Annotated in this window: 11 protein-coding genes and 1 riboswitch; of the genes, 7 read left to right on the top strand and 4 right to left on the bottom strand. The window is 73.6% G+C overall.

The annotated features are described in order from the left end of the window. Positions 1–31: 31 nt before the first annotated feature. Both ABFT23_RS05590 and ABFT23_RS05595 read left to right on the top strand, forming a co-directional pair. Positions 32–502, top strand: a complete 471-nt coding sequence (locus ABFT23_RS05590; protein ID WP_347893230.1) for a MarR family winged helix-turn-helix transcriptional regulator — start codon at positions 32–34, stop codon at positions 500–502. 150 nt (positions 503–652) lie between these two features. Then, positions 653–2,878 carry a SpoIIE family protein phosphatase gene (locus ABFT23_RS05595; RefSeq protein ID WP_347893231.1) on the top strand — a complete coding sequence of 742 codons (2,226 nt, stop codon included), beginning with the start codon at positions 653–655 and terminating at the stop codon, positions 2,876–2,878. A 3-nt stretch (positions 2,879–2,881) separates the two neighbouring features. Here ABFT23_RS05595 and ABFT23_RS05600 read toward each other — a convergent pair whose 3' ends face one another. The 3 genes from ABFT23_RS05600 to ABFT23_RS05610 form a co-directional block, all read right to left on the bottom strand. Further along, the gene (locus tag ABFT23_RS05600; RefSeq protein WP_347893232.1) at positions 2,882–3,790 is read right to left on the bottom strand and encodes an oxygenase MpaB family protein; all 909 of its coding nucleotides are present in this window, start codon (positions 3,788–3,790) and stop codon (positions 2,882–2,884) included. Between the two features lie 26 nt (positions 3,791–3,816). Continuing rightward, on the bottom strand, positions 3,817–5,382 hold the full coding sequence (locus ABFT23_RS05605) for a metallophosphoesterase family protein (protein WP_347893233.1): 1,566 nt from the start codon (positions 5,380–5,382) through the stop codon (positions 3,817–3,819). Positions 5,383–5,459: 77 nt separating this feature from the next. After that, complete coding sequence (locus ABFT23_RS05610) at positions 5,460–6,218, bottom strand: putative protein N(5)-glutamine methyltransferase (protein ID WP_347893234.1); 759 nt, start codon at positions 6,216–6,218, stop codon at positions 5,460–5,462. Between the two features lie 47 nt (positions 6,219–6,265). Here ABFT23_RS05610 and ABFT23_RS05615 point away from each other — a divergent pair, with 47 nt between their 5' ends. Then, positions 6,266–7,336 carry an MBL fold metallo-hydrolase gene (locus ABFT23_RS05615; protein WP_347893235.1) on the top strand — a complete coding sequence of 357 codons (1,071 nt, stop codon included), beginning with the start codon at positions 6,266–6,268 and terminating at the stop codon, positions 7,334–7,336. Here the strand turns inward: ABFT23_RS05615 and ABFT23_RS05620 are convergent. Continuing rightward, entirely contained in the window at positions 7,326–7,757 is a 432-nt protein-coding gene (locus tag ABFT23_RS05620) for a GNAT family N-acetyltransferase (RefSeq protein WP_347893236.1), read from the bottom strand. The genes ABFT23_RS05615 and ABFT23_RS05620 overlap by 11 nt on opposite strands. A 123-nt stretch (positions 7,758–7,880) precedes the next feature. Then, positions 7,881–7,990, top strand: a riboswitch (TPP riboswitch). On the opposite strand from ABFT23_RS05620, the gene ABFT23_RS05625 reads away from it, so the two are divergent. The 4 genes from ABFT23_RS05625 to ABFT23_RS05640 all read left to right on the top strand — a co-directional run bounded on the left by ABFT23_RS05625 (position 7,980) and on the right by ABFT23_RS05640 (position 12,835). After that, positions 7,980–9,041: a thiamine ABC transporter substrate-binding protein gene (locus ABFT23_RS05625; RefSeq protein ID WP_347893237.1), complete on the top strand. Its 1,062-nt coding sequence runs from the start codon at positions 7,980–7,982 to the stop codon at positions 9,039–9,041. (Overlaps the previous riboswitch by 11 nt.) Before the next feature lie 34 nt (positions 9,042–9,075). After that, complete coding sequence (locus ABFT23_RS05630) at positions 9,076–10,716, top strand: ABC transporter permease (protein WP_347893238.1); 1,641 nt, start codon at positions 9,076–9,078, stop codon at positions 10,714–10,716. Then, positions 10,716–11,705, top strand: a complete 990-nt coding sequence (locus ABFT23_RS05635) for an ABC transporter ATP-binding protein (protein ID WP_347893239.1) — start codon at positions 10,716–10,718, stop codon at positions 11,703–11,705. The genes ABFT23_RS05630 and ABFT23_RS05635 overlap by 1 nt, the downstream gene beginning before the upstream one ends. 26 nt (positions 11,706–11,731) lie before the next feature. Beyond that, positions 11,732–12,835, top strand: coding sequence for a phosphatase PAP2 family protein (locus tag ABFT23_RS05640; protein ID WP_347893240.1), 1,104 nt, complete (start codon positions 11,732–11,734; stop codon positions 12,833–12,835). Positions 12,836–12,875: the final 40 nt, after the last annotated feature.

The raw sequence follows: 12,875 nt of genomic DNA on the forward strand, positions 1-12,875 counted from the left end.
ATGCTTCGTGGCTCTGCGAGAATCCGTGACCATGAGCACCGGCGCGACCCGCACCCCGGGCGAGGACGACGTCGGCCTGGCCGACGTCACCGCGCTCGGCACCGAGCTGCTGCGCCTCCAGAGGAAGCGCAAGCACGTCTACGACGGCGTGGTGCTCGAGAACTCCGCGTTCCGCATCCTGTGGCTGCTCGACGACGGCGAGCCGCGCACCCTGCGCCGGCTCGCGGCCGACCTCGACCTCGAGCAGTCCACGGTGAACCGTCAGGTCAACGCCGCGATCGACGCCGGCTGGCTCGAGCGGTTCGACGTCGCCGGCAGCGCGAGCCGGCTGGTCCGGCCGACGCCGGCCGGCGGCGAGGCCTACGCCCACGACGGCCGCATCCGGGCCGGGGCGATCCGGGCCGCCCTCGACGCGTTGGGACCCGAGCGCGCCCGCGAGGTGATCGACGGCTTCCGAGCGCTCAACGACGCATGGGACGACGTCCTCGAGCGCGAGGGCTGATTCACCCCGACGGGCGTAAATCGTCGGTTCGGGCGAGGCCGGTCACGACGACCGATAGGTTGCGGGCCTGCCCCTCGACCTCCGGAGCGCCTGATCATCACCCCCCGCCCGTCCGCGACCCCCGCGGCGGACCACACCCCGGCCTACGACGTGGCGACCCTGGCGAACTGCGAGGACGAGCCGATCCACGTGCCCGGCGCCATCCAGCCCCACGGCTTCCTGCTCGCCGTCGACCAGGGGTTCGTGGTCACGACCGCATCGGCCAACCTGGGCGCGCTCATCGGCGTCACGGCCCGGGCGGCGATCGGCCACGAGCTCGCCGCCGTGGTCGGCACCGACCTGGCGCAGCTCGTGCGCGACACCGCCAACGGCGAGCTGCCCCACGAGCCGATGTCGACGGTGCTGCACCAGGTGCGCGAGGGGGCGCTGGCCCGCCAGCGGGCCGACGTCCGGGTGCACTGGACCGGTGACCGCCTCGTGCTCGAGGTCGAGGAGCTCATCGGCAGCGAGCTGCGCTCGCCCTACCGCGGAGCCGCCCGCACCAGCCTGGTCCGGCTCGCCACCGCCGCCACCACCGAGCGCCTGACCGAGCTGCTCGCCCACGAGGTGCGCGCGCTGACCGGCTTCGACCGGGTGATGGTCTACCGCTTCGACGAGCAGTGGAACGGCGAGGTCGTCGCCGAGGAACGCGACCCCCGGCTCAACTCGTTCCTCGGTCTCCACTACCCGGCCAGCGACATCCCGGCCCAGGCGCGCCGCCTCTACCGGGTCAACCCGGTCCGGCTGATCGCCGACGTCCACTACGCCCCGGTGCCGCTGCGACCGACGTTCGACGCCGAGACCGGCGACCCGCTCGACCTGTCGCACGCGGTGCTGCGCAGCGTCTCGCCGATCCACGTCGAGTACCTGTCCAACATGGGCGTGACCGCGTCGATGTCGCTGTCGATCCTCGTCGACGGCGAGCTGTGGGGCCTCGTCGCCTGCCACCACTACTCGGGTGCGCACCGACCCAGCCACGAGGCGCGGGCGGCCGCCGAGGTCGTCACCCAGGCCACCGCCCACCTGATCGGCAACCGGCAGCGCGTCGAGGTCCGCGAGGCCGCGAGCGACACCCGTCAGCTCGTGGCCGACCTGACGCAGCGCGTCGCCGCCTCGGCGGCGTCCCCGCTCGACGCCCTGCTGGCCGAACCCGGGCTGCTGGAGGTCTTCGGCGCCACCGGGGCCGCCCTGCGGTTCGACGACGACCAGGTCCGCACCATCGGCCGGACGCCGCCCGTCGACGTCCTGGCCCGCATCGCCGCGCTCACCGACGACCCCTACTCCTACGTCTCCAGCACCCAGCACCTGGCCGGGCTCGACCCGGCTCTGGGCCGGCTCGCCGACGTCGCCGCCGGCGTGCTGCGCATCGGCTCGATGGACGGCCGGTGGTTGCTGTGGTTCCGGCCCGAGCAGCGTGAGGTGGTCAACTGGGGCGGCGACCCGTCGAACAAGCGGCTCGCCGACGACGAGGACGCCGCCGTCCGGCTCAGCCCACGCAAGTCCTTCGACAAGTGGCGCGAGGTCACCCGGGGCCAGAGTGCGTCGTGGCGTCCCTGGCACCTGGAGGGCGCCGACGTGCTGGGGCGCAACATCAACTCGATGCTGCTGGTCCGCTCCCGCGAGCAGATCGCGATGGCCGAGTCGGTGCAGCGCACCGTCGTCCTCGACCGCGCCCCCGAGTTCCACGGGGTCGCCGTCGCCGCGCGCTACCACCCGGCGTCGACCTACCAGCTCGGCGGCGACTGGTGGGACGTGTTCGAGCTCGGCGACAAGGTGGCCCTGGTCGTCGGCGACGTCGCCGGCCACGGCGTCGCGGCCGCGTCGGCGATGACCCAGCTGCGCACGGCCACCCGCGCCTACCTCGTCGAGGGCCACGCTCCCGCCGACTGCCTCGACCTCCTCGACCGCCTGCTCGACGGCCCCCTCGACCTCGGCCTCGCCACCGCCGTCGTCGCCACGCTCGACCGCGGCACCGGCGACGTCGAGCTCGCCAGTGCCGGCCACCCCCTGCCGTTGCTGCTGCCGGCCGACGGCGGCGCCGACGCCGTCGAGGCCGACGTCCGGCCCATGCTCGGCGTCGGCGAGGGCGTCGCCTGCTCGGTGCGGCTCCACCTCGAGCCCGGCGACGGACTTCTGCTCTACAGCGACGGTCTCGTCGAGCGCCGCGGCACCGACCTCGGCGAGCGCACCGAGCGCCTGCGTCGCCTCGCCGGCGACCGGCCGCCCGACGGCCAGCTCGAGCGCTGGGTCGACGGCCTCGTCACCGAGCTGTCGATGACCGACACCGACGGCGACACCGACGACGACGCGACGATGCTCGTCGTCCGGCGGCGGTAGCCCTCAGCCGGCCACGGACGCCGTCCGCTCACGCGCGAGCCCGGGTCCGACCGGGCAGCCGGGCGCGAACGTGCCCATCGCCGCCAGGTCGGGCGTGCCGGTGTAGCTGCGGATGCGCGGGGTGTCGATGCCCAGGCGTGCCGTGCGGCGCGGCGGCAGCAGCGCGACGAGTCGGGCGCGGGCCTTCAACGCACCCGTCGAGACGGCCCGCACGAAGGGCGCGGGGCGGTCGTAGGCGAAGGCGTCGAGCAGCGGGTCGTCCATGAGGGCGCGGCTGAAGCGGCGCACGGCCGGCGCGGCCAGCGAGGGGTAGAACGAGACGAGCAGCTCGAGCGTGGCGTCGGCGACGCGTCGTCCGCCCTCGTCGACGGCGAAGTGCTCGCGCTCGTAGGAGTCCATGAGGTCGGCGAACTCCTCGTAGGTCTCGGGCACGTCCTTGATCGCCATCCGACGTCCGAGGGTGCGGTAGTAGTGCACGGACGCCGTCACCTCGCCGTCGGTGAGCGGGCGCCAGCCGAAGTCGTCGAGCCAGCGCTTGGGCACCACCACGAACGTGGCGAGCACGTAGCGCATGTCGTCGTTGCTGATGTCGTACATCGCGTGCATCTGGTTGACCCGGCGCACGCCGGTGCGCCCCTCGGGGGAGTCGAAGCCGTGCACCAGCGGCGCCTCGAGCAGCAGCGCGGTGTCGTCGTAGCGCTTCTGGCAGGCGCCGGTGAACTGGCCGGTCTCGTCGAGCAGGCGGCCGATGCTCGGCACGGCGTAGGTGCGGAACAGCGCGAAGCTCAGCGCCTGGTTGAGGTCCCACGGGAACTCGAGCGTGCCGAGCGACCGGTAGATCTCCACGCAGTCGGCCACGGGGTCGAGGCCCGCGCTGCGGTCGGCTGACTTGTACGGCAGGACCCGCGTCATGCTCCGAGGGTAAGGGAGAACACGTTCTAGCGCACCGGGGTCAGGATGCCGCTGGTGTCGACCAGGCCGGACTGGGTGAGCGTCGCGGTGCCGATGATCCGGGGCCCTCGACGGGTGCTGACCCGGGGCGCGAGCCCGCGGCGCCGGGTCTCCCAGAGCCGGCGGCCGCCGTCTCGCGTGTGCACGTCGTAGTCGCGCAGCGTCAGCAGCAGGTTGCCGCCGTAGAAGTCCAGGACCAGGGCCGTGGTGAGACCGAACTGGAACGCGCCGCCGTGGCTGACCTGCACGATGCCGTCGCGCTCGGCGAGCTGGGTGTCGTGCACCTCGCCGCTGAGGTAGAGGTCGACGCCGTACTTCTTCATCACCCTCCACAGCCGCGACGACGTGCCGCCCTCGTAGTGCAGCGCGCTCGAGGCGCGGGCCCGCACCGGGAAGATGATCGGCACGTGGCTCTCGACCACGATCCACCGCACCCGGTCGGCGCGCGCCTGGGCCAGCACGCGCTCGAGCCAGCGCAGCTGCTGCGGGTCGATGCGGATGCGGGCGCGCTTCGCGGTGATGTCGAAGACGTCGAGCGAGACGATCTGCAGGTCGGGGGAGGGGCGGCCGGCGAAGGCCGTCAGCCGGGCCGGGCCCTGCGGGTGGTCGGCGTAGCGCGGTGAGCCGTCGCGGTTGGTGGTGAACTGCCGCGCGAACTCCTGGCGGAAGGTGGTGGCCAGCCTCCGCTTGCCCGGGTGGAACGGGCTGTCGCCGAACTCGTGGTCGCCGACGCTCGGGAAGACCGGCAGGCCGCGGTCGTCGAAACGCTGCTGCCACTGCGGGTAGTAGGTGCGCGCGGCCCGTCGGACGGCGGCCTTGCGCTGCTTCAGCGTCGTCACCGGGCCGAAGGTGCCGGTGCCGTCGTCGTCGAAGCCCCAGCGGCCGTTGACGAGGTCGCCCGCGACCAGCACGGCGGCCGGGTCGAGCTGCTGCCAGTCGTCGAGGACGGCGCCGATCGCCCTCTCGTAGGCCGGGTTCGTGCTGTTGGTCGAGCGGCGCGGCGTCCAGCGGTTGGGGCCACGGCGCAGGTCGCCGACGTCGGCGTTGAGCAGGTCGGGGCTGGAGACGAGGCGCAGGTCGGGCTCGACGTCGCTGGGCCCGCCGTAGACGAGGCGGGTCGGCAGCGCGGCCCGCGCCTCCTGGCCCCCGGACCGGGCCACCACGGTGCCGGTGAGCCGCGAGCCGTCGGAGCCGTCGACGAGCGCGACGAACTCGAGGGCGCTGGCGCCGACCAGCTCGCACACGAGCGAGCGCCCGTCGAGGTAGGAGGCGAGGTCGCGCACGGTGCTCTGTCGGCACTGGTCGGGGATGCTGAGGGGCGAGGCCTGCCCCAGCGTGACGGTGACGCTCTCGGTGCCGGGGGAGACCTCCACCCGCCCGCGCACGATGCCGCGCGGGGCCAGCGGCGAGGCATCCGCCCAGGCGGCCCGCGACACCTCCGGCGGCGTGCTCGCGGCGTTGGCGTCGGTGCCGCGGGGGACGGCGAACGAGATCAGCCCGGCGGTGACCACGCCCGCGACCGCGGCGAAGGTGGTGAGGCGGCGCGCGACCACGGTGGCTGTCCCTTCCGTCGTCTCCCCATGGGCGCCAGCGGTCGGGGGCCCGTGTCGTCGATCACCCTAGGTCATGCTCAGCCACGGGCGCGGGCGATCACGGCCGTTGCCCCGCGCTCGTCGTCCTCGGCGACGGCGCCCTCGAGCCCGGCCTCGGCGACCAGGGCGAGCGCGGTGTCGACCTGCACCGGGGCGACCTCGACCAGCAGGTACCCACCGGCCGCGAGCCAGCGCGGCGCCTCGGCGACGACCCGGCGGTGCACGTCGAGGCCGTCGCCGCCGCCGTCGAGGGCGAGGCGGTGCTCGTGGTCGCGCGCCTCGGGCGGCATCTCGGCCACGAGGTCGGTGGGCACGTAGGGCGCGTTGACGACGAGGACGTCGACTGCCGCCCGCAGGTGTCGGGGGAGCGCGTCGAACAGGTCGCCCTCGTGCACCCGCTCCGCCGGCAGGTTGCGCCGCGCGCAGGCGACGGCGGCCGGGTCGAGGTCGGCCGCGTGGCCGTCGAGGTCGGGGCGTCGGACGACGAGCGCGGCCAGCAGCGCGCCGGTGCCGCAGCACAGGTCGACGACCGTGCCGTCGTCGGGTGCGAGGTCGGCGGCGAGGTCGACGAGCAGCAGCGTCTTCTGGCGCGGCACGAACACGCCGTCGGTGACGTGCAGCCGGAGCCCGTCGAAGGCGACCCAGCCGAGGAGGTGCTCGAGCGGCCGGCCGCCGATCCGCTCGGTCACGAGGCGCTCGAGGTGGGCGTCGTCGGTGGCGGCCTCCTCGAGCAGCGCGGCCTCCTCCTCGGCGAACACGCAGCCCGCGCCGCGCAGCCGGGTCACCAGGGCGGTCATGCGGCCACTGTAGGAGCCGGGACACCGGACCCCGTAAGTTGCCGGAGGTGCCCCACGATCCCGGAACCCCGACCGCCTACGCCGTCTCGCCCGACTCCGGCGAGCACTGGACGGCGGAGGGTGCGTGGGAGGTGGCGCCGGGCATCCACCGGATCCCGCTGCCGCTGCCGATGGACGGCCTCAAGGCGATCAACGTCTACACGATCCAGACCGACGACGGCCTCACGCTCATCGACGGCGGCTGGCACATCCCGCTCGCGCGCGACCTGCTCGACGCGAGCCTGCGCTCGATCGGGTCCGGGTTCGGCGACATCGAGCGCTTCCTGGTCACCCACGTGCACCGCGACCACTTCACCATGGCCACGGTGCTCGGTCGCGAGCTCGGCATCGACGTCGCCCTCGGTGTCGGTGACAAGCCCGCGCTCGACCTGCTCAACCACAGCGACGAGCTGACCGAGAACCCGTTCCACGAGGTCCTGCGCAGCGCCGGCGCCGACGCGCTCGTCGAGAAGTGGCGGCGGCTCGACGCCGACGAGGGCGAGCTGCCCGACCTGACGCAGTGGCAGCTGCCGACCACCTGGCTCGACGGCGACCACGCGATCGCGGTCGGCGCGCGCACCATCGACGCCGTCCACACCCCGGGGCACACACCCGGCCACTTCGTCTTCGCCGACCGCGCCGACGAGCTGCTCTTCGCCGGCGACCACGTGCTGCCGACCATCACGCCGTCCATCGGCTTCGTCGTGCCGCCCGCCCCCGACCCGCTCGCCGACTTCATGGCCTCGCTGGCCAAGGTCCGCTCGCTGCCCGACCTGCGCGTGCTCCCGGCCCACGGCCCGGTCGCACCGTCGTCGCACGCGCGGGTCGACGCGCTGCTCGCCCACCACGAGGAGCGCCTCGCCGACAGCCTCGCCGCCGTCGACGCGGGCGGGTCGACGGCCTACGAGGTCGCCGAGCAGCTCGGCTGGACCCGTCACCTGCACGCCTTCGACACCCTCGACTGGTTCAACCAGGGCATGGCGGCCATGGAGACCAAGGCCCACCTCGACCTGCTCGTCTCGCGGGGTGCGCTCTCCCTCGACGGCGTGACCTACCGACCGGACGAGGTCATGGCCTGACCATCCGCTGGTGCGGGATGCCGTCCTCGAGGAACTCCTCGCCCTCGGGCACGAAGCCGAACGTGGCGTACCAGCCGACGAGCGGTGCCTGGGCGTCGAGCACGACCGGTCGTCCGGGGCACACGGAGAGCGCGGTGTTCATCACGACGTCGGCCAGGCCGCGCCCGCGGGCCGGCTGGTCGAGCACGACGCGGCCGATGCGCCAGGCGTCGACGAGGTCGAGCACGCGGGCGTAGCCGAGCAGGGTGCTCTCGTCGCTGAGGACGACGTGCTGCGTGCCGGGGTCGAGGTCGTAGCCGTCGAGGTCGGGGTAGGGGCACTGCTGCTCGACGACGAAGACCTGCTGCCGCAGCTGCCAGACGGCGTACTGGGCGTGGGCGTCGAGGCCGTCGAACGGGACGGCGATGCAGGTGATGGGCACGGGTCTCGCTCCTGGGTGCGGCCGGGTGGGCGGTCTGCGAGCCACCGTATGCGGGTGCCGGCGTGGCCCGGACGGTGGTCGACCCACCGCCGGTGGGCGGCCACCCCCGAGGGGCTACGCTGGCGGCCGAGACAGGGGAGCACGTCATCAGCGTGCTGAGAGTGCGGAACAGCCGCAGACCCTACGAACCTGCACCGGTTAGCACCGGCGAAGGGAGTCCTGATGAGGCATGCGTGGAGTGGAGTGCGCGCGAGCGCGGTGGTCGTGGCGCTGGCGGCGGTGGCGTCGTCCTGCTCGGCCCTCGGCGGCAGCAGCGAGGAGGCCGGCGACGACGAGGTCGTGCTGGTGGTGCACAACTCGTTCGCCCTGCCCGACGAGCTGATCGCGGACTTCGAGCAGGACAGCGGGCTGACGCTGACCATCCGTGAGTCGGGCGACGCCGGCGAGCTGACCAACAAGCTGGTGCTCACCAAGAGCGACCCGATCGGCGACGTGGCGTTCGGCGTCGACAACGCCTTCGCGAGCCGGGCGCTCGAGGAGGGCGTGTTCGAGACCAACGAGGCCACGTGGCCGGCCGGCGTCGACGCCTACGCGCTCGACGGCGACCTCGACGACGTGCTCGCCCCGGTCGACAACGGCAACGTGTGCGTCAACGTCGACACGACCTACTTCGAGGAGCGGGGGCTGCAGCCGCCCACCTCGCTCGCCGACCTCGCCGACGCCCGGTTCAAGAACCTGTTCGTGACGCCGAGCGCCGCGACGAGCTCGCCGGGCCTCGCGTTCCTCCTCGCCACGATCGCCCAGTACGGCGACGAGTGGCCGGCCTACTGGGACCGGCTCATGGCCAACGGCACCCGTATCGCGAGCAGCTGGACCGACGCCTACCAGGTCGACTTCACCCAGGGCGGCGGCAGCGGCGACCGGCCCGTCGTCACCTCCTACGACTCCAGCCCGGCGTTCACCGTGCCGGAGGGCGGCACCGAGAGCACCACGGCGGCGTTGCTCGACACCTGCTTCCTGCAGGTCGAGTACGCCGGCGTGCTGACCGGTGCGGCCAACCCCGGAGGCGCGCGGGAGGTCATCGAGTGGCTGCTGAGCGCCGAGGTGCAGGCGGCCCTGCCCGAGAGCATGTACGTCTTCCCCACGCGTGACGGCGTCGAGCTGCCGGCCGCCTGGGCGTCGTACGCCGTGCGCCCCACCGACCCGAAGACCGTCGACCCGGCCGAGATCGCCGGACGACGCGACGCCTGGCTGCAGGAGTGGACCGAGATCACCACCCGGTGAGACCCGTCCACGACCGGATGAGACCTGCCGTCTGATGAAACGCCTCGTCGCGCTCGCCGGGCTGGCCGCGCTGCCCGTCGTGGTGCTTGGTGGCTTCTTCGTGCTGCCGGTGGCCGGCATGGTCGCCCGTGGCTTCTGGCCCGACGGTGCGTTCGACCCCGGTGCGGTGGCGGAGGTGCTCGGCCGGCCGCGCGTGCACCGCGTGCTGTGGTTCACGGTCTGGACGTCGACCGTCGCGACGGTGGCGGCGGTGCTCCTCGGTGTGCCGGCTGCCTACGTGCTCTACCGCCTCAAGTTCGTCGGACGCAGTGTCGTGCGAGGTCTCCTGCTGGTGCCGTTCGTGCTCCCGACCGTCGTCGTCGGGGTCGCGTTCCGTCAGCTGCTGCGCGAGGGCGGCCCGCTCGGCGGTCTCGGCCTCGACGGCACGCCCGCCGGCATCGTCGCGGCGCTGGTCTTCTTCAACGTGGCCGTGGTGATCCGCACGGTCGGCGCGGCCTGGGAGGGTCTCGACCGGCGTCCCGGCGAGGCCGCCGCGGCCCTGGGAGCGAGCCCGGCCACGGTCTTCCGCACCGTCACGCTGCCGGCGCTGCGCCCGAGCATCGTCGGGGCGGCGAGCGTCGTGTTCCTGTTCTGCGCCACGGCCTTCGGCGTCGTCCTCACCCTCGGCGGCAGCCGCTACGCCTCGGTCGAGACCGAGATCTACCTGCTCACCACCAACCTGCTCGACCTCCCCGCCGCCGCCGCGCTGTCGGTGGTGCAGCTCGTCGTCGTGGTCGGGCTCCTCGCGATCTCCGCCCGGGCCCGCCGCACGCCAGACGCCGCCGTCGCCCGCACGACGGCGCCGCCGCTGCGGGTGCGGCGCAGCGACGTCCCCCAGGTCGTGCTCACCGCGGTGCTCCTCGCCGTCGTCGCCACGCCGGTCGCCGCGCTGGTCGTCGGCTCGCTGCGCGACGCCGGAGCCGACGGCGGCTGGACGCTCGACCACTACCGCGACCTCGTCGCGACCCCCGACGGGCCCTTCTCCGTCTCGGCCGCCGACGCCCTCCTCACCTCGCTGCGGACGGCGGTCGACGCGACGTGGATGTCGCTGCTGCTCGGTGGCCTCGTCGCCGTCACCGTGACGCGCCGCTCGCGCGGTCGCGCCGAGCGGCGTTTGCGGGGGGTGCTCGACGGCTTCTTCATGCTGCCGCTGGGCGTCTCGGCGGTCACGCTCGGCTTCGGGTTCCTCATCACCCTCGACCGGCCGCCGCTCGACCTGCGTGACTCGCCGCTGCTGGTGCCGGTCGCGCAGGCGCTCGTGGCGCTGCCGCTCGTCGTCCGCACGCTCGTGCCGGTGCTGGCCGGCCTCGACGACCGTCAGCGCCAGGCGGCCGCCTCGCTCGGGGCCGGCCCGCTGCGGGCCTTCGCCACCGTCGACCTGCCCGCCGTGTGGCGCCCGCTGCTCGCCGCGGCCGGGTTCGCGTTCGCCGTCTCGCTCGGCGAGTTCGGTGCGACGTCGTTCCTCGCGCGCGACGCCGAACCGACGCTGCCGGTGGTGATCTACCGGCTGATCGGCCGGCCCGGCCTCGACGACTACGGCACGGCCCTGGCCGCCTCGGTGGTCCTGGCGGCCACGACGGCCGTCGTGATGCTCGCGGTCGAGCGACTCCGGGTGCCGGCCGTGGGGGCGTTCTGATGCTGAGCCTCGACGACCTCCACGTCTCCTACGACGGCCACCCGGCCGTCGTAGGCGCGAGCCTCGAGGTGCCGGACGGCGAGGTGGTCGCCGTCCTGGGGCCCTCGGGCTGCGGCAAGTCGACCCTGCTGCGCGCCGTGGCCGGGCTCGAGCCGCCGAGCGCCGGCAGGATCAGCTGGGACGACGCCGACCTCGCCCGCGTGCCCACCCACAAGCGCGGGTTCGCGCTGATGTTCCAGGACGGCCAGCTCTTCACCCACCTCACCGTCGCGCGCAACGTCGGCTACGCGCTGCGCGTGCGGCGCGCGGCGGGCGCGGCCGCGCGCGTCGACGAGCTCCTGGCCGCCGTCGGGCTCGAGGGCTACGGCGACCGCCTGCCGGCGACGCTCTCGGGCGGCGAGCGGCAGCGCGTCGCCCTGGCCCGATCGCTCGCGGCCGACCCGCGCCTGCTCCTGCTCGACGAGCCGCTCTCGGCGCTCGACGCGGGACTGCGCGAACGGCTGGCGAGCGATCTCGGGGTGATCCTGCGCGAGTCCGGCACGACGACGCTCCTGGTCACCCACGACCAGGAGGAGGCCTTCGCGCTGGCCGACCGGCTCGTCGTCATGCGCGCCGGGCGCATCGTGCAGCAGGGCCCGACCGCCGACGTCTGGGCGCGCCCCGCCGACGCCGCCACGGCCCTGTTCCTCGGCTACGCGCGCGTGCTCGACGGTGCACCGGCCGCCGTCGTCCTGGCGGCGGCAGGCCTCGCTGGTGCTGCCTCGGTGGCTCTTCGACGTTCGGCGCTGACCCTCGACGACGCCGGACCGCTGCGCGGCGTCGTCCTCGAGTCGCGGGCCACGCCCGACCAGCTGCGGCTCGTCGTCCGGGTCGACGGCGCGGGCGTGCTGGACGCCGTCGCGAGCCCGGCGAGCCACGCCGCACCGGGCGACGCCGTCACCCTCGCGGTCGACCCCGCCCGCACGGCGCTCGTCGCCGGTGCGGTGTGAACGGCACGTGACCCTAGGATGACGGGGTGTACCGCCGTGCCATCGCCACCGCCGTCGGTGTCGCCGCGGTCACGGGTCTGCTCGCGTTCGTCATCGCGCAGCGCTACGACCAGCCCCTGCTCGACCCCGAGGGCTCGTTCCTCGGGCCGTCGTGGATCCGGCTCCCGCTGCTGCTGACCCTGTGCCTGGCGCTCGACATCGTGCCGCGGATGCTGTGGCACTCGCGTCTGCGCCGCAGCGCCATGGGGGCCGTCGTCAAGGAGCGGCTGCGCACCCACTGGACCCGCGACCGGATCCTCCTCGTCTCGCTCGGCGTCACGTGCTTCTACGTGACCTACGTCGGCTACCGCAACCTCAAGTCGGCACTGCCGTTCGTGCGCGACTTCAGCGACCCGTCGCAGATGTTCGACCGCGAGCTGATGAACGTCGACCGGCTGTTGTTCTTCGGCCACCGGCCCGGCCCCGTGCTGCACGACGTGCTCGGCAGCACCGTGGCGGCGCACGTGCTCTCCACCATCTACCTGCTCTTCGTGCCGATGGTGCCGTTGCTGGTGATGGTGTGGATCGTGTGGTCGCGCCGCATCTCGTTCGGCTACTGGTTCGTGGTCTCGCAGTGCTTCGCGTGGGCGCTCGGAACGGCGTCCTACTACGCGCTGCCCACGCTCGGGCCGGCGTTCTACTTCGCCCCCGGCTACACCGACCTCGCCCACACCGGCACCACCGACCTGATCGCCGCGCTCTACAAGAGCCGCGCGACGATCCTCAACGGAAGCTACGACGGCCAGAGCGTCGAGGGCATCGTCAACTCGGTCGCCGGCTTCGCCAGCCTGCACTGCGGCATCACCCTGCTGTGGGCGCTGATGGTGCAGTTCACCGTGCGCTCGGTCTGGCTCAAGCGGATCTTCTGGACCAACTTCGGCCTCACCGTCATCGCCACCATCTACTTCGGCTGGCACTACCTGGCCGACGACGTCGCCGGCATCATGATCGCGCTGCTCTCGTTCTACCTCGGCGGCCTCGCCACCGGTCAGCGCTTCGACCGCTCCCGACTCCGCCCGCTCGCCGAGGCCGAGGCCGACCAGGCCGCCGCCTCCGAGCCCGCCCGCGACAAGCCGGTCGCCACCGCCTGACGGTCGACCGCCCGTCCGGGACTACCCCGCCGCGCCGCGA

The sequence above is a fragment of the Nocardioides secundeburneus genome (genome assembly GCF_039939255.1).
Lineage (GTDB): Bacteria > Actinomycetota > Actinomycetes > Propionibacteriales > Nocardioidaceae > Nocardioides.